The sequence below is a fragment of the Clostridium estertheticum genome (assembly GCF_011065935.2).
GTDB lineage: Bacteria > Bacillota > Clostridia > Clostridiales > Clostridiaceae > Clostridium_AD > Clostridium_AD estertheticum_A.
Genome location: NZ_JAAMNH020000001.1, coordinates 3,051,165 through 3,068,839 on the forward strand (window position 1 = coordinate 3,051,165; position 17,675 = coordinate 3,068,839).

Annotated in this window: 18 protein-coding genes; 4 read left to right on the plus strand and 14 right to left on the minus strand. The window is 31.4% G+C overall.

Features of this window, described 5'->3' with window-relative positions; all coding sequences use genetic code 11:
- Positions 1-20: 20 nt before the first annotated feature.
- The 10 genes from rd to G9F72_RS14585 all read right to left on the minus strand — a co-directional run bounded on the left by rd (position 21) and on the right by G9F72_RS14585 (position 8,627).
- The gene (gene rd, locus G9F72_RS14540; protein WP_164955370.1) at positions 21-182 is read right to left on the minus strand and encodes a rubredoxin; all 162 of its coding nucleotides are present in this window, start codon (positions 180-182) and stop codon (positions 21-23) included.
- A 160-nt stretch (positions 183-342) separates the two neighbouring features.
- Positions 343-576, minus strand: coding sequence for a spore photoproduct lyase family protein (locus G9F72_RS14545; protein WP_411955957.1), 234 nt, complete (start codon positions 574-576; stop codon positions 343-345).
- Positions 573-1,745 carry a MalY/PatB family protein gene (locus tag G9F72_RS14550; RefSeq protein WP_164955371.1) on the minus strand — a complete coding sequence of 391 codons (1,173 nt, stop codon included), beginning with the start codon at positions 1,743-1,745 and terminating at the stop codon, positions 573-575. The genes G9F72_RS14545 and G9F72_RS14550 overlap by 4 nt, the downstream gene beginning before the upstream one ends.
- Positions 1,746-1,895: 150 nt before the next feature.
- The gene (locus G9F72_RS14555; protein WP_164955372.1) at positions 1,896-2,129 is read right to left on the minus strand and encodes a hypothetical protein; all 234 of its coding nucleotides are present in this window, start codon (positions 2,127-2,129) and stop codon (positions 1,896-1,898) included.
- A 118-nt stretch (positions 2,130-2,247) separates the two neighbouring features.
- Positions 2,248-2,739 (minus strand): LURP-one-related/scramblase family protein, encoded by a 492-nt coding sequence (locus G9F72_RS14560; RefSeq protein WP_164955373.1) that lies wholly within the window; start codon positions 2,737-2,739, stop codon positions 2,248-2,250.
- Between the two features lie 30 nt (positions 2,740-2,769).
- Complete coding sequence (locus G9F72_RS14565; protein WP_164955374.1) at positions 2,770-4,530, minus strand: DUF4153 domain-containing protein; 1,761 nt, start codon at positions 4,528-4,530, stop codon at positions 2,770-2,772.
- A gap of 25 nt (positions 4,531-4,555) precedes the next feature.
- Positions 4,556-5,347, minus strand: coding sequence for a RelA/SpoT domain-containing protein (locus G9F72_RS14570; RefSeq protein ID WP_164955375.1), 792 nt, complete (start codon positions 5,345-5,347; stop codon positions 4,556-4,558).
- Positions 5,348-5,394: 47 nt separating this feature from the next.
- Complete coding sequence (locus G9F72_RS14575; RefSeq protein WP_224676136.1) at positions 5,395-6,240, minus strand: putative RNA methyltransferase; 846 nt, start codon at positions 6,238-6,240, stop codon at positions 5,395-5,397.
- A gap of 54 nt (positions 6,241-6,294) precedes the next feature.
- Positions 6,295-7,575, minus strand: coding sequence for a 4Fe-4S dicluster domain-containing protein (locus G9F72_RS14580; RefSeq protein ID WP_164955377.1), 1,281 nt, complete (start codon positions 7,573-7,575; stop codon positions 6,295-6,297).
- A 26-nt stretch (positions 7,576-7,601) separates the two neighbouring features.
- Positions 7,602-8,627, minus strand: coding sequence for an AI-2E family transporter (locus G9F72_RS14585; RefSeq protein ID WP_164955378.1), 1,026 nt, complete (start codon positions 8,625-8,627; stop codon positions 7,602-7,604).
- 181 nt (positions 8,628-8,808) lie between these two features.
- Here G9F72_RS14585 and G9F72_RS14590 point away from each other — a divergent pair, with 181 nt between their 5' ends.
- On the plus strand, positions 8,809-9,069 hold the full coding sequence (locus G9F72_RS14590; RefSeq protein WP_164955379.1) for a glutaredoxin family protein: 261 nt from the start codon (positions 8,809-8,811) through the stop codon (positions 9,067-9,069).
- Between the two features lie 66 nt (positions 9,070-9,135).
- Here G9F72_RS14590 and G9F72_RS14595 read toward each other — a convergent pair whose 3' ends face one another.
- Complete coding sequence (locus tag G9F72_RS14595; RefSeq protein WP_164955380.1) at positions 9,136-9,846, minus strand: hypothetical protein; 711 nt, start codon at positions 9,844-9,846, stop codon at positions 9,136-9,138.
- Positions 9,847-10,386: 540 nt separating this feature from the next.
- A complete protein-coding gene (locus G9F72_RS14600; RefSeq protein ID WP_164955381.1) occupies positions 10,387-11,673 on the minus strand; it encodes a DEAD/DEAH box helicase in 1,287 nt (428 codons plus the stop codon).
- Positions 11,674-12,082: 409 nt separating this feature from the next.
- Between G9F72_RS14600 and G9F72_RS14605 the strand changes: the two genes are divergently transcribed.
- Positions 12,083-12,952 (plus strand): SDR family oxidoreductase, encoded by an 870-nt coding sequence (locus G9F72_RS14605; protein ID WP_164955382.1) that lies wholly within the window; start codon positions 12,083-12,085, stop codon positions 12,950-12,952.
- A gap of 53 nt (positions 12,953-13,005) precedes the next feature.
- Here the strand turns inward: G9F72_RS14605 and G9F72_RS14610 are convergent, their stop codons facing one another.
- On the minus strand, positions 13,006-13,518 hold the full coding sequence (locus G9F72_RS14610; protein WP_224676137.1) for an HD domain-containing phosphohydrolase: 513 nt from the start codon (positions 13,516-13,518) through the stop codon (positions 13,006-13,008).
- A 230-nt stretch (positions 13,519-13,748) separates the two neighbouring features.
- On the opposite strand from G9F72_RS14610, the gene G9F72_RS14615 reads away from it, so the two are divergent.
- Positions 13,749-14,684, plus strand: coding sequence for a M15 family metallopeptidase (locus tag G9F72_RS14615; protein ID WP_164955383.1), 936 nt, complete (start codon positions 13,749-13,751; stop codon positions 14,682-14,684).
- A 15-nt stretch (positions 14,685-14,699) separates the two neighbouring features.
- Positions 14,700-15,815, plus strand: a complete 1,116-nt coding sequence (locus tag G9F72_RS14620; protein WP_164955384.1) for an amidase domain-containing protein — start codon at positions 14,700-14,702, stop codon at positions 15,813-15,815.
- A gap of 62 nt (positions 15,816-15,877) precedes the next feature.
- Here the strand turns inward: G9F72_RS14620 and G9F72_RS14625 are convergent, their stop codons facing one another.
- Positions 15,878-17,542, minus strand: coding sequence for a ribonuclease J (locus tag G9F72_RS14625; protein WP_164955385.1), 1,665 nt, complete (start codon positions 17,540-17,542; stop codon positions 15,878-15,880).
- Positions 17,543-17,675 lie beyond the last annotated feature (133 nt).

Genomic DNA, 17,675 nt, shown 5'->3' on the forward strand with positions numbered 1-17,675 from the left:
TGATTTAATTATACTATATACTATTCTACTTTTTCAAACTCTGATTTACTAACTCCACATAGTGGGCAAACCCAATCTTCAGGTATATCTGCAAATTTAGTTCCTGGTTTAATTCCACCATCATCATCACCTACTGCTGGGTCATAAATATAACCACATACTGTACAAACATATTTATCCATAAATATTCCTCCTTAAAATTTTTTAGTGACTTATTATTTTAAATTTTATGTAGAAATAAATGTGATTTATCATCACAAACTTTCTAATAACTTGAACTTATGGTTATGTTACCATATTCGGTATAGATTAACAATATTTATTTTTTCTTGATAGTGAATGTTAAGTGAAATACTCAATTATTGCCCCATGAAAATTATTATTTATAAGATCTGATATATAATTATTCATATCAGTACTATCTGATTTCTTATAGACATACTTAAATTTCCCATAGGGTCCCCATTTTAATTGCCTTGCTTCTTCATTGAGATCAAGCACAGTATTCACAAATCTTTGAACAATTAGCTCCTTTGCCGCTTTAGTAAATCGATGTTGAATAAGTTCAAAGCTTATTTCGCACTTACTACTCTTTCTATTCTTCTAAGGGCTTCCACTAAGACACTTCTGGCACAGGCAATATTTATTCTTTGAAAACTAGCACCTTCTAAGCCAAATAGTATTCCATCATTAAAACCAACTTTAGCACTCTTAACAAAAAATTCTTCAAGTTCAGCAGAGGACATATTTAGTGCTGAGCAGTCAATCCAAACAAGGTATGTGCCTTCGGGTTTAATTACTTTAATTTTAGGTATATACTCTTCAAAATATTTCATTAGAAAATTTAAGTTTTCTTCTAAATATTTCATTAGCTGCAAGAGCCACTCGTCCCCTTCATTATAGGCGGCTTCTAAAGCTACAGCTGCAAAGGAATTTATCTCAGTTAAAGCATTATTTTCTAAAGTGATTTTGTACAAATTCCTTAACTTATCATTGGGAATAATTATATTCGATACTTGAAGACCCGCCATATTAAAAGTCTTACTAGGGGCCGTACATATAACAGAATTTTGTGCGAATTTTTCTGAAATGGATGCAAATACTGTATGCTGATTCCCCTTATAAATAAGATCAAAATGAATTTCATCAGATATTACAAGAATATTGTTATCTATACATATTTGTCCAAGTTCCATAAGTTCCGTCTTAGACCACACTCTGCCAACAGGATTATGCGGATTGCATAATATAAGCATTTTTGTTCTTTTTGTAATTTTTTTCTTTAAATCCTCAAAATCCATTTTATAACTGCCCTTTTCATAAATCAGTGGATTTTCAACAATTATACAACTGTTGTTTTTTACAGAACTATAAAAAGGATGGTAAACTGGTGTTTGAATTATTATTTCATCCCCCAAGTTAGCATAAGTTCTAATTATATAATTTAGAGCAGGCACTATTCCTGGAGTATAGGTTATCCATTCCCTCTTTATATTCCAATTATGATGCTTACCCATCCAATTAATTACCGCTTCATAATATGATTCACTTTTTAAAGTGTACCCATATATCTCATGGCAAGCTCTCTTTCTTATTGCTTCTGATATAGGTTTTGCTACCTCAAAGTCCATGTCTGCTACCCACATCGGGATTACATCACTATCTCCATATTTTTCTTTTACTAAATCCCACTTAATAGATTCAGTGTTGAATCTATTAACAATCTTATCAAAATCATATATCATTTTGTAGCCCCCTTGTTCAATATCCTTATTAGCACCTAATAATTAAGCACCAATCCTTTTCTATTTACCATTATAACCAAAATATAGGGAGAATGATACAATGAAAATGTATCATTCTCCCTATATTAAATCGCTCTTAATAAATAATTCTTATCTAATATTGTATTTATTGATTACCTTATTTCTTAATTTTATACCAAGGGTCTCATTTACAAATCTATCAATTATATCTTCCTTAGTAGCTTTACCTTCTACAAATATGTTATATCTCTTGCAAAGCTTCCCTAAGTCGCCCTTACTTATCTCACAAGTTTTCACAAAGCTTTTTGCAGCTTTAACACTAGCCATAATCATTATACGTTTATAAATCTCATCATTAGTCATACATGCACCTCAAATCTTTTATTTATCAAATACATTATAACATCATAATGATCATGAATAAATCATTTCTACTAAAATTAATAAAATTTTAGTAGAAAATTCAATGTTTTAGTAACAATTATCCATTATTTTTGTTTTTGTTATCATGCAATACTTGATCTACTACAATTACCATTGCTAATATAAATGCATAATTTTCTTCTTCATTGATATTAATCTCATAAGTATCTCCCCAAGCTAACCATTTTTTGTTTATTTCTGCAACAGTGCTACCATTTTTTGTAATGGAAAAATCATGCGCAAGAAAATCTCCTTCTATTTCATAGTTTCCCATATTGCTATCTATATCGAACCTATTGCTAAAGAAAGTAAATTCTTTTTTTACTCTTGCAGCATAGTTTCCATTTAAATATATATTGTATTCTGGAAGTAGCTTAAATAATTTCTGCTCAATATATACAATCTCATTGCTATTCATATCGTAAATTTTTAGCTTATTTCCTATGGAAAAAACCTTTCCTTCTACATTGAACACATCATTACCTATATCATCCTGAATACTAAACATATCGCCGATAGAAAATATCTTTTCTCGAATGTAAAACTTCATATAAAGATCCCCCTTTAATTTCTTGCTTATTTATTTTACTTTTACAAGAACATAAAATTCAAAATTCTTGGATTCTATTTTACCACTTGAAGTATTCTTATTTCCTGATATATTAGAAAATCGAATTTTAATTTTAACTTTATCATTTTCATCTTCAAAGGACATTGACTCTGGAGTTATAGATTCATTCTTTTGGTTAACACCATATTTTTCTAAAAGCTTAGTGGCGAATATTGTTAAATCTTTTACAAAAATATCCTTTCCAGTTTGAGTTATCTTTAGTGTGCTTGATGTATAATCATAATTTAAACTAAAAGCTGTACCGGTTTTAATCTGGGATCCATTATTATTATTCCTTGAATCAAAGAGATAGTCATAGCCTCTTATATCCAGAGGTTCTGATGTAGCTGTGGAATTAAAGAAGAAATACCCATTGTTGCCCGTATTATATTCGTCAGTATATTTTACACCTATTACACTCTCCATATCAGAAGTTTTAAAATCTTGTGGCAAGCTTTTAGCATCCTTTAGACTGTGATTTCTTTCAAAGTAATTAAGTATACTAGATATCTGTCTTGAATCCTCAGAAGAAACCACACCCCTTGCTTTAATTACACTGTTATCTTTAATCATGTTATTTGAAACGAATATCTTAGTTAGCCTCTTATTTTGGCTATATTTTGAAATTGAATAGCTGCTAAAAGGACCAAACACAGATATAAGTGTTATTACTGCTAGGGATAGTGGAAGTATAATATTCCTTAGTTTTTTTGTAACTGAAAAGTAAATCATAATTAAAAATACCCATATACCAAGTGCTACAACAAAATATCTATTTTCAGTTACTCCATATGCGGTAATTCTTATGCCTATAGAAATGAACATCATGACTATCAGTGGAATAATTACCTTTGGAAAATACTTCATATATCTTTTGGTCCAAGTCTTTTCATGGAGTAGTGGTGATATGAAAAATAGCACCGCTGCACTTATCACTGAATACCAAAGCACCAGATTAGATACAAGCCCCTCTGGCCACTGCCTAGTAATAATTATCTTTCCGAAATATATATATAGTATTAATGTATACACTGAAATAAGGGGCATTATTATATATAACACAAGTACCTTAAGAAGGCGTGAATAATCGGTTAAACACAATATTTCATCTTTTGTAGGAAGACCTGCAAGAAAAAATGATGGTGCAAATATACCAGCAACAATAAGAAAAGTGTAATAGTAAAGCTGCCCTTTAATATTAATTCCTAAAAGTTTATCAATTGTAAAAAGAATTGCCGCAAGTCCAAGATATAAAACTAGGGAGTATAAAACTGTAGTAAAAAATCTAGTGAAAACCATTGTAACAAAAAGCTCAAAGTCTTCACGAGTTGGGAAGTATGATATTATTAGGAAAATCAAATAAAGAATAAGGCTAAATGCAATGTATCTTGACATTGAAACCATCCTTATCATACCTATATCATTTAGGAAGAAGAAATAATAAAGGATTAGTAAAACAGTACCTCCTAAATAGGAAGCATACAGTGATACCTTCTTGTAATTCTCTAAGCCTTCAAAGAAAAGGTTAATACAGAGTGAAAGTGGAATTCCGAGGGCAACAACCATAGTTATTTTAACAAGGGTTTCTATAAAATCGTCATTTGTTCCCGTTGTTATTTCTGATATATAAATAAGGAGTATAACACAAGCCGTTGATATACCAATGGTTTGCGGGAATCTATTAACACTTCTCACAATGCCTTTTAATATTGCATTAAATGTTTTTTTCATTACAAACCTCCTTCATTATTCAATTTTACTTTTCTCCTTTTAGCTCCTTTATTTCTTTCTCCTTTAGTTCTATTATCTTTTCGTATTTTGCTTCCATTTCAGTCCAATTTTTATTTAGTAAATTTATTAGAGAAGCCATTTCATCAGAACTGCCTGCTATACGATTAAATAATAATAGATTTAGTGCTAGCACTTCTGGAATTTCCTTATGAGAATATCTTAGCTGATGGTCAATTTCACCATAGCCTTCCTCAAATATTGTTCTCACCTGAATCTCTGCTATAACCTTTTGGCTGGTGGGAAAAAATTCTATCAAATAGTGTACAGAACGGTATCCTGATTTTCTGGAATGAATTTGAATATTTAGTTCATCAAACCTTTTAGTATCATCGCCTTCACGAACATTAGCTGTTATCTCAATTACTTTCCAGGTGCTATAAATGAAATTGTGTATATCTTCCCAATCTTCTTTAAAAATATGTATTGCTCTAACCCCTATTAAATCATTTATTTCTTCTTTATAATTCTCAATGGAGAATTGAAATTCTGAGCCATACTTTTCTTTTCGCCCTGGTGTCTTTCTAATTATCTTTTCTATTAACCTGTCTGATTCTTTAACTCTAGACTTTACTGAATGTATTTTTTTATGTGTTCTTAGAGTATCTGCTATAAATCCAGCCTGACTTTCATAACTACTCATATAGCTATTAAAATCAGTGTATATTTCATTTAATACTTCCCAGTCAATTTCATTTTCAATAATGTCAGCTTCTGTAATATGAGTTTTCTTATAGAAATCTTCTTTTTTAAGATTCATGCTTTCCTCCTGATTAATATAATATGCTGCTGAATTTAAGTATATTATTAACACTTTTCATAAACATTAATATTAAAATGGAGCACAGTTGAAAGTTTAGAAGTGCCACTGGCCTTTTCTCTCATGCAATTGTCAAAAGTCCAATAATAAGGAGTCATTGCAATAAGATTCTTTATATGCTCCCCATCTTCTACATGAATATCGTACATTACTTCTGCTCTGTCAATTAGCTTAAATCCCTCAAAGGATATTTCTTTTTCTTCGTGTTTTCTAGGGGTTACATATAATATTTCTTTTAACCCATATAAATGTTGAATCCCGGGTGTTACAACAATTAGCTTACCAGTATCAACTAGAACCCTCTTAAGTTCACTCTCATCAGATGGTGCAAAGTTTCTAATAATAATATCTATGGTGTTTGTCATTATAGGTAAGTTAAAATTACTGCCAACTATAAAGTTGATTTTTTTATCTCTTTTAGTTGCATAAGTAACTGCAGCTTTTGAAATGTCTACACCGAAAAAACCAATTTTACTATTTTGAGTACAGTTAGATTCACTCCTAGATATAGCTTCCTTTAACCTCCATAAAAAATACCCTTCTCCACAACCGGCATCTAGTATATTTACATTGTTTGCACTTATATTTGATATTATTACCTCATTCAGTTTTTCTGAAAAAGTGTGGTAATACCCTTTATTTAAAAAGTCTCTACGACCTTCCATCATTTCTTTACTGTCACCTGGCTCTTTTGTGTTCTTTTGATTAGCAAGCAAAAGATTAATATATCCACTGCTTGCTATATCGTAACTATGATTATTTGTACATATATATTGTTTTTCATATTTTTTTAAACATAAATTGCAAACAGGACATTTTAATATAGATTCCATATTTTCAGTTGTCACAAAATCACTGCCTTCCTTAAAACCATTTTTGAACTATATCTAATTATATAGTTTACTTATCAATTTTTCCAGATAAACAGATTTCATCTGCTTACTTGCCATGGCTCTTTTAATTGGTGGCAATTTCAGTATAGTAGATAGGATAGCTGCCATAGCTCTATGACTTGCAAGTGCTTTGTTATCGAAAATAAGTTCTTGCAGTTGCCCTTTTTCTATGGCCATCAAAACAATTCTATGTACTGAATTTACTGGAGTAATTATCTGCTCTTTTCGACGTTTTAGAAAAATACTATCTTTATGACAGGATCTAACGCAAATACCACAGCCAAGGCATATTTCTTCATTAATTTTTGCGATTTTTCTATTTTGCTGGGACGTTTCATTGATATTTACAAGTTCAATTGCACCTATTGGGCATGCTTTAACGCATTTGCCACAGGCAATGCAACTGTCTTGTGCAACTTTAGGTATAAACCCTGTAGTCTGAACTGGATGAAGCATACCGAATTTACGTGCTGCAATCATACCTTCACAGCAACATCCACAACAGTTACATAAAAATGATGAATCCACCCTAACATTTTCCGCACATTGCACCAAGTTATACTGGTATGATCTGTGTAGGATTTCCATACCTTCTGATACATCAATTTTTCTACCATATCCGTACTTAGAAAGAGAATTTGCTACATTACCAAAAGTGATACAAGTATCTAAAGGCGCATCACAATTTTTGTCAAGATGCTGCATTTTGTGTCTGCAATAACACATGCTCACACTTATATCTGCCGCTGTTTTTAAAACATGACTAGCCCTCTCAAAGTCCATAATCTCAACTGCATTATTATTTGAAAGCACTGGCTCCTGTACAAGGACTCTTCCGAGTTTTGTTTCAGTGCTTAAAAATAAATCTTTAATAAAATCTTCTTCTACATTTAAATATTGATAGTAAAGCTCTGATAAAAGTTTTTGGTCAAAATTCCCTCTAGTTCTCATTAGTGAAAATTCAAAAAATCCAAGCATAGGTGGAGGTAGAACATATTGTTGTACCCCCTTGTTATCCATATCTAAAAGGATTGCATTTTTTGAAAGTTCCTCTAATATTTTTTGAGTTAAAACTTCATTCATCTTCCATATTTTGCTAGCCGTTTTAACTGTAAAGGGCTTAATTGGTAACATAGCAACAAGCGCTGCATCTTTTTCACTAATTAGCATCTTCAAAATTTTATGTAGTGTCTCAGAATGTGGTGCCCCTTGTGGAAACCTATTTATTCTTTGTTCCAAACTTTCATACGCTGACTTCCCTGTAATATGAGACATAAATTCACTTTCCTTTATATTTAATTTCAGTGAGATTTTTTATCATTCAAATCTACTCCAATTATATCTAATAAGAATATAACTATTGGTATTCCAAGGAGCAGGCCCCAAATACCCATAAAATGTTCTGACACTATTAATGTAACAAAAGTAAAAAATATGGGAAGATGAGTGTTGTCAGACATAAGCTTTGGGTTTAAAACATAGCTTTCAATAGAATGAATTATAAAAATCATTATAAGCACAAAAACTACTTTAATTAGCCCACCTATTTTAAAAGCAATTAAACATAGTGGGATTAATGAAATAAATACCCCAGCTACTGGTACAAGACTTAAAATAAATATCATAAAGGCAAGAGCAAATAATTGAGGAAAGCCCATTATTGTAAGCCCTATAACTGATAATACTGTGTTTGTAATAGCTATCATTATTTGAGCCTGTATTACTTTACCAAAAGAATTCAAAAAGTTATTACCAAAATAACTAAAATAATTATATTCCACTGATATCTTACTCTGTTTAAACTTGTATACAAATTTTAAGATACTGTCTTTCTCTAAGATAAATATGAAGCTTAGTAAAAGTGCCATGAAAAAATTCAAGCTCCATTTCCCAAAATTAGTTACAAAAAGCATAATACTTTGGATACCTGATTTTGCATAACTAGCTATATCAATTTGCTCTAATATGGGTGTTAAATAAACCATTACGCCACTATTACTCTTGGGAAATTTAATATACTCCATTTTATCTAGGATAAGTATACTCTCAGATATAGCAATTGGTATATACTTAACTAATAGAAGAACTATAGTTACTGCCATAAACATATATATAATTATAGTAATAATTGTAGGGTTTACTTTTATAACTTTGTTGATTTGCTTAACTAATAAACACTGTACGCTATTAGCTAAATAAGTAATCATAAAAGTTAATAAAATCAAATCAAAAATAGATTTTATTAAATATGCGAATAATATCAATGTTAGCAATAATATTATTTTTACTATTGTTTCTCTCTGAAATAACTGTTTAACTGTTTGCATTCAAGGTGCTCCTTCATTTCTTTTATTTGTTTTATTAATTTTAACTATTTCATTATAGCAAATCATTTAACTGATATCTATAAATAATTAATATTATAGGTGAAGAATGTGAAAAATGGTGTATAATATTGATATATATAATAATTTATATATTAATTAGAAAGTTTGGTGGTGATAATAAATGAAACCAGTAATTATGTTTGTAACTGAATGGTGTCCATATTGCAAAAAAGCACTTTCTTGGATGGATGATATAAAAAAACAGAATCCAGAATACGCTGACATTGAAATTAAAATAATTGATGAAGAGCTTCAACCGGATATTGCAAAACAATACACCTACTATTACGTACCTACCTATTATGTAGACGGAGTTAAAGTTCATGAAGGCGCTGCCTCTAAAAATATTGTTAGCAAAGTATTTGAAATGGCATTAAAATAGAAAAGACTATATTAAGCATTTTAAAAAAGATACTAGTAATTATACTAGTTATTTTTTTAAATGCCTTTATTTATGGTATTGCTGAGACTCTACTCTAAACTTCTTTTCCACTTTTTTATAATCCTCTAAACTTTGAATCCTTACAAGAAAAAATTCAATCCTTTTTTCCATATTTATAATGCATTTTGTCATATTTGCTAAGGCTACTTTATCTACAATTATTTTTCTTTTATGTTTTTCTATACAATTGTTTTCCTGTTGTTTTTCCTGTCTTATTTTTTCCTTTCTTTTATTACATTGTACAATTTTAGTTTTTATACTCAACTCAGTAGAATATTTAAAAAATACCTTTCTATAACTTTTAAAAAGTATTTTCTTAATAAATTTAAATTTTTCTCTTTTGAGAAAAATCCGAAGAGCTTGATTATATCTTTTACTTTGTGCACGCTCTCGTACTATTTTATTTTCTAATTTATTTATTAGGAGCTTAACCGCCTTAATTTCCTGCTTGCTCTGTTTAATTTTATTTTTCAGATCTATTTGTTCTTTCTCGAGACTCCTTATCTTTGATTTATTTATATCTATATTTTTAATAAACTCTTTTTCATATACGTCTAAATCTTCAACCGAAAATTTTGTTATTTTTAAAAGATTGCATAGTTCCATTCTAGATTTGGTTAAAATTTCAACTTCGCTTTTCAGTTCTTCTAAAATAGAACTACTTAATTGAAATTCTATTACAATAGCATTGTATATTTCTTTATATTCTACCATCATTGTCAGTACCTCTTTTCACTTTAAATCCAATAATTTATAAATGTATTTTACCATATTTGTGCAAATTCTGCAAATATGGGATATAGCAAAGAAGTTTCGGTAAGAATTACAATTTCTATACTTACCATTATAGGACTTATTTTTCTTCTAATTCCTATATTTGCAATAGATGAAAAAAGGTATTTGAATCCACCCCGTCAGAACTAAAAATGAAGGATTCCATTAAGGCTACCTTTAGAAACAGAGAATTTACTATATGTTTTTTCAGACTTATATTAAAATAAAAATTTTAATTTTATTTTATGTATATCTTTTTAAACCTCGGATATACTATTACTGTAGTCAACTAGCCAACATTAATCACATAGTGGGGAGATGTTAGTTATGTTAATCAATAGATTTATAGTTTTAAGCGTAGGCAGTATTGCTAAGGCTAAGAACGGAGATTACTAAGTGAATCCATATGTAATTTAAAATATGGATTAGTAAAGCCAATGATTATTTAAAATAATCATTGGCTTTATGCATTTTATCTTATTTTTATCTTGCTACTTTAGTTGTTGCTCTAGCATTTCTAGGTTGTTGTCTACCAGATTGATTTCTTTCATTTCTTCTAGCGTAACCATTTGCTCCTGACTTTCCAGTGGAAGCTTTCTTTGTGTTATCCTTATTAACTACAATTGGTAAATTGCTTGCAGGATAAGGATGATCCTCTATTACTGGTATTGATTTTGCTATAAGCTTCTGAATATCCTTAAGAAAAGGCTTTTCTTCGTCATCACAAAAGGATAATGCAACTCCACCAAGTCCAGCCCTTCCAGTTCTTCCTATTCTATGTACATAGGTCTCTGGTATATTTGGCAAATCAAAATTGATTACATGAGATAATTCCTCAACATCGATACCTCTTGCGGCTATATCTGTTGCCACAAGTACTCTTGTGATACCAGCCTTGAAATTATTTAAGGCAAGTTGCCTTGCGCTTTGTGATTTATTACCGTGAATAGCTTGAGCCTCTATGCCTGAATTGTTAAGGTCTTTAGTGATTTTATTTGCACCATGCTTTGTTCTTGAGAATACCAAAGCAGAAGCTATGGACTTATCTTGTAGCAAATGAATAAGTAGAGGTTTTTTATCTTTTTTATCTACAAAATACACAGCTTGATTAATAAGCTCAATAGTGGAAGAAACAGGTGTCACTGCTACCTTAACTGGATCCACAAGAATAGAATCCACTAGTTTTGAGATTTCTGGTGGCATAGTTGCTGAAAATAGCATTGTTTGTCTGATTTTAGGTAGTTGTGCTATGACTTTTTTCACGTCACGCAAGAACCCCATATCAAGCATACGGTCTGCCTCATCAAGCACAAACATTTCCACATGATGAATATTAATAAATTTCTGTTGCATTAAGTCAAGTAGTCTACCAGTAGTTGCAATTAAAATATCAACTCCACCTCTTAGTGCATCAGTTTGATTTTTTTGTGAAACGCCCCCAAAAATAACTGCACTAGTAAGTTTCATATGTTTACCATAGGCATCAAAGCTTTCTCCAATTTGGATTGCCAGTTCCCTAGTTGGTGCAAGTATTAGAGCCTTTATATTTTTAGGTCCCTTTATAACCTTTTGCTTTCCACAAAGAATTTGAAGTATAGGAATAGCAAAGGCGGCTGTCTTTCCAGTGCCTGTTTGAGCACAGCCTAGAAAGTCTTTACCTTTCAATATACTAGGAATTGCTGCTTCCTGTATAGGTGTAGCTTCTACATAGCCTTCAGTTACTAGTGCCTTTTTTATTGGTGTGATGAGATTTAAGTTTTCGAATAACATTATTTTCTCCTTTGGAAGTGGTCGTCTTGAACTTTAAATGTCGTTAATCACTGATATCCTGTTATGAATCTTCTTGAAAATTGGAAACAACAACTTTCTTACATGATTATATTGCATCTAAGAAACCACCCTTTATTAGCGATATGAGTAATTTAGGCTGATTAATCTTCATTTTAACTTTGACTTTATAGGTCTTTATGTATAAATAAATTTGTTTCACTTATATCAACTTCAATTTTATATTTATTTTTATTTAAATGTTCGTTGCACTCATATTTTTTAATTATAACATATTTCTACTGTTCTTGCTATTCTTCTGTTAGATTGTAGGTAAAGTGAATATAAATGCTCTTTTATCATAAACTATGTGTACAAAAATATATTGTATTTAAAGAAAGGAGCTATTTTTATGAATGAAAATTTTAATTTTCCTACTAGCGTACCTGAACAAAAACAAGATAAACAACCAGGACTCGAGTCACTTATGAACCCACGGCCTATTTTTGAAAATCCAGATTGTATAGGTTCTGATAAATTAATGAGTAAAGTTGCCTTAATTACAGGAGGTGATAGTGGCATTGGAAAAGCAGTTGCCTTGTCTTATGCCAGAGAAGGCGCAGATATAGCCATAGTATATCTTGATGAGCATGAGGATGCAGAAGAAACAAAAAGACTTATTGAAATAAAGGGTAGAAAGTGTATTTTGATTCCTGGCGATATAGGTAACGACACTTTCTGCAATGAGGCTGTAAAAAAAACAATAAGTGAGCTTGGCAAAATAGACATCCTTGTTAACAACGCTGCAGAGCAACATCCTCAAAACAGTATTGAAGATATTACAGTGGAGCAACTAGAAAAAACCTTTAAAACCAATATTTTTGCCATATTTTATATGGTGAAAGCTTCCTTACCCCATTTAAAAGAAGGTGCTACAATTATAAATACTTCCTCCGTTACAGCCTATGAAGGCCATAAAACACTAATTGATTACTCCTCAACTAAGGGAGCAATAGTTACCTTTACTCGTTCCTTAGCTCTTTCTCTAGCAAGTAGAAAAATACGAGTTAATGCAGTGGCTCCAGGTCCTATATGGACGCCTCTTATACCCGCGTCCTTTAGTGCCAGTGAGGTTGGTAAATTTGGAAACAAAACTCCCATGGGAAGACCAGGTCAACCTGTAGAACTTGCTGAAACATATGTATTTTTAGCATCCGTTGGTGCTTCTTATATAAGTGGTGAAACTATTCATGTCAATGGTGGAGTTGTGATAAATGGCTAGTGCCACCCACGTGGCAAGTGGCATATTCTTGCCACTTGCCACGTGGGTGGCACCTATGTTATTCGAATAAAAATAGCCTCTCTTTTTATAAAAGCATCCACAACATCTGGGTCAAAATGAGTTCCTCTTCCCGCTAGGATAATTTTCTTAGCCTCATCATGGGTAAATGCAACCTTATAAATTCTCTTACTAATAAGTGCATCATATACATCACTAAGGGCCATAAGTCGTCCTGATATAGGGATTTTTTCTTTTGATAAACCCTTTGGATATCCACTGCCATCCCACTTTTCATGGTGGGTTAAAGCAATTTCTTTGGCTAGTGTCAAGAATGAATCTTCTCCTAGTTGATTTATACCCACCATTAATGATTGTTCACCATATATTGTGTGCTTTTTCATTTCTTCAAATTCTTCTTTAGTGAGTTTTCCTGGTTTAAGTAAAATACTATCTCTTATACCAACTTTTCCAATATCATGCAATGGTGCTGACTTATATAAGAGATCGATATATTGATTTGTAAGTATATCTTTATACTTATCTACCTTTTGTAATTCAAGTGCCAATTCTTTAATGTATTTCTGTGTTACTTATATTAAAATTATTATTATTACTATGGCTATACTAATTATCACATAATATAACATTTTTCTCAATATATATCTTTAGTGCCACCCACGTGGATAATCATGCCACTTGCCACGTGGGTGGCACTTGACATGATTATCCACACATATAAAAACAGTTCATAGGCAATTATATATAGCAAAAGTATTTTAAAAAAGGAGATATTATTATGAAGAAAATTTCCGTTTTAATTTTTGTTACTATTTTACTATGCAACATAATAAATATAACAATATCCCCTACTGCAAATGCTATTCTTAAAGAAGAAACTTCTAATACATATAATGTAACAATGAAGCAAGATCTACTATGCTTAATGATAGCTTATCCTGAATACATTACAAATATTGAAGAAAAAAACGGATATGTGTATTTAGTGTTGAAATCAGAAAAAAAACTTAAATACGATGACAAAATCAGAAAAAATTCACAAGAAAAGTTAGCAAACCCAGACCTTCAAGATACTTTAGAGCAAATATATCCCCTTTCAGCTATTAGAAGTATCATGAAGACAGATTATGATCCTGGTCGTGCTCGCTCTTATGGATTATTAACAGAAGTTTATGGCTGTTCAAAAAATGCTATAGAAGCTAACCTAACAAAAGTTAAGGTAGGATACAACAATTATCAATTTAACAAGAGTAATAGTGCAGCTAGTTCACTGCAAGCTGTTATGAAAGAAGTAATACCACTTTCACAAACAAACCAAAATGTAAGAAAATGCCTTTTACCCTGCAGTGGTACTTTTAATTACAGGATGATTTCAGGCACAAGTAGGCTAAGTCCTCATGCTTTTGGAATTGCTATAGATCTTGCTAGTGATAAAAGAGATTATTGGAAATGGGCTTCTAAAGAAGCTGGCGAGAAAAGGTTAGCCTCCTACCCCCCTGATCTTGTAGAAATCTTTGAGAAAAATGGCTTTATTTGGGGTGGTAAATGGTCACACTTTGATATCCTACATTTCGAGTATAGGCCTGAAATAATTTTAAAAGCTCGCTATTTTACAAATAGTGTAGATTTAAAAAAATCATGGTATGAAGGTGCACCATTACAACAATCAGATATAAAAAATGCCATAGAAAAAATAGATGCATTAATAAAATAATAGGAGTATAAAATTATGGATTTTTTTAAAAAGGAAAATTTACACTGGTCCAAAATTAGATTATTTATATTTATAGCACTTCTTTTATTTGTACAGCTATGTACAACTAGATTCACATATGCTGCAACGGATGATGAAAAAAAAGAAGTTACTAGTTATATAGAACAAATTTTTCAAAAGAGAAATAAGGCTATATTAAGTGGAGATTTAGAATTAATTAAATCCATTTATAATACAAAAACAAAATATGGAACCTGGGCCTATGAATATGAAAAAAGAAAGATGAATTATGTTAATAATTGGGCACAAAAACAAGGGATTAAGTTTATAGATATTACACCAACAGTAATCATAAAAACAATTAAAGGAGGCATTGATAATTTTTCTATTTATCTATTGTGTTCCACTGAATATAAGTATGTATATGAAAATCAGCCAGAAATACAAAACACTTCAACAATTGGAACCTATCACATATTACAACTTACTAGTAAGGATGGTTCATGGATAATTTCTAAAGAGTGGTATAAAGATCCTTTTGGAGACTCACTTAACTTAGATAATATTAAAGCAGATTCTATAAAAAGCTATATACTCTCTCAAAATGGAAGGGATTTATCTACCATAGATAAGAGAAGAATCAAAGCTTTAGAATATGCTAATAAATATTGTGGCGCAGCAAGTACCGCAGAATTTGAATATAAGTATAATAAAAAGTATAGGGATTATAATCCTGAAGGTGGTGATTGTGCAAACTTTGCATCCCAAATTCTTTTTGAAGGTGGAAAATTCAGAAAAAATTCTGCCTGGAATTATGACGAAAATGGTGCAACAAGAGCTTGGCTAAACGCAGATGGCTTTAAAAGATATATGGAATATAGCGGTAGAGCATCAGTAATTGCCTACGGTAGCTACGATAAAATATATAAGGCTAGTTACAAACTACTTCCAGGAGATTTCGTTGCCTATGAAAAAAATGATGACATTACTCACATTTCTGTTGTAACTGGGGCTGATTCAAGAGGATACGCATTGGTTAGCTGTCATAATTCAGATAGAAACAAAGTACCTTGGGATCTTGGGTGGAGCAATAAAAGTATTAAATTTTGGTTAGTTAGGGTTCATTATTAATAAAAATATTAAAAGCTGAGGGTTTAATGCCCTCAGCTTTTTGGTGCCACGTGAGTGGCACCCTAAATTTCCATAATAATAGGGAAAATAATTGGTCTACGATTTGTTTTTTGGTATAAATATCGCTCTACGGATTTTTTTATGTTAGATTTTAACACATACCACTCAATGATTTTATTGTCTAAGCATTTATTAAGCTCCTGCCTTACAATTTCTTTTACTTCATTAATTAATTCATCTGATTCTTTTGCATATATAAATCCACGAGTGATTATATCTGGTCCTGCAATAATACTATAAGATTCTCGTTCTAAGGTAACAACAACAGTTAGCATTCCATCTTCTGCTAAGTGTTTTCTATCTCTAAGTACTATACTTCCAACGTCTCCAACCCCTAGTCCATCTACAAATACAGACCCAGTTTGTACTCGCCCTGCGACTCTGGCTTCATCCACCGTAATTTCTAATACCTGCCCTGTTTCCATAGTAAATATATCTTCCACTTGCATACCTAGATTTTGTGCTAATTTAGAATGCTGTCTTATATGTCTGTATTCACCATGAACTGGCATAAAATATTTAGGATGGACTAATGCATGAATTAGTTTTAATTCTTCTTGATAGGCATGACCGGATACATGTACCTCTTCTAAATCCTCATAAATTACCTCTGCTCCTTTTTTAAATAATTCATTGATTACCTTAGATATAAGTTTCTCATTGCCTGGAATTGGAGATGCAGATATAATAAACAAGTCCTTCGGTTCAATCGTAATTTTTCTATGAGTGGCAAAAGCCATTCTAGCTAGGCCTGCCATAGGTTCGCCTTGACTTCCAGTAGTTATTATTGTAACATGCTCATTTGAGTAATTACGCATTTCATCTACCCCAATAATGTAACCTTCTGGTATATGAAGATATCCAAGTTCCATCGCTACTTGTGAGATATTCTCCATGCTCCTTCCACTAAAAACAATTTTTCTACCATACATTACAGAAGCATCAGCAATCTGTTGCATTCTATGAATGTTTGAGGCAAAGGTGGCTACAATAACTCTTCCCTCAGCATTAGATAGTATTCTATTTAGTGTCTTTCCTATAACTTTTTCTGAAATCGTATGACCTTGCCGTTCAACATTTGTGCTATCCGCCATAAGGAGCATTACACCCTCTTTCCCCAAATTTGAGATACGTTCTAGGTCCATGACTAACCCATCAATGGGTGTAAAATCAATTTTGAAATCACCAGTATGTAATATAACACCAATTGGTGTGTGAATGGCAATGGCACAGGAATCTGCTATGCTGTGAGTAACCCTTATGAATTCAATTTTAAAATTTTGTAGCTGAATTATGTCTCCTGCATTTACATTGTGTAGTACACAACCTGATAATATATTGTGCTCTTTCAACTTATTTTCAACTATTCCTAATGTTAACTTAGTGCCATAAACAGGTACATTTAATTGCTTTAGAATGTATGGCAATGCTCCTATATGGTCTTCATGCCCATGAGTTAAAAAGATACCCTTTACTTTTTCCGAATTGTTTTTCAGATAAGTTATATCTGGAATTACTAAATCCACACCATACATTTCCTCATCAGGAAATGAGATACCGCAGTCTATAACAACAATTTCATCCTGATACTCAAAAGCAGTTATATTCTTACCTATTTCACCAAGGCCACCTAAAGCAATAACCTTGATACACTCTTCGTTTTTCACTAAATCCTCCCCTTCGTTTATATGGATTAAATTATTAATTTCATTTTCTTTATTTTGCCATGTATTGTGAAATTAATACCTTTTTTTTTAGATTCCTTATAGAACCACGGAAATAGTATGACTTATATTGTTA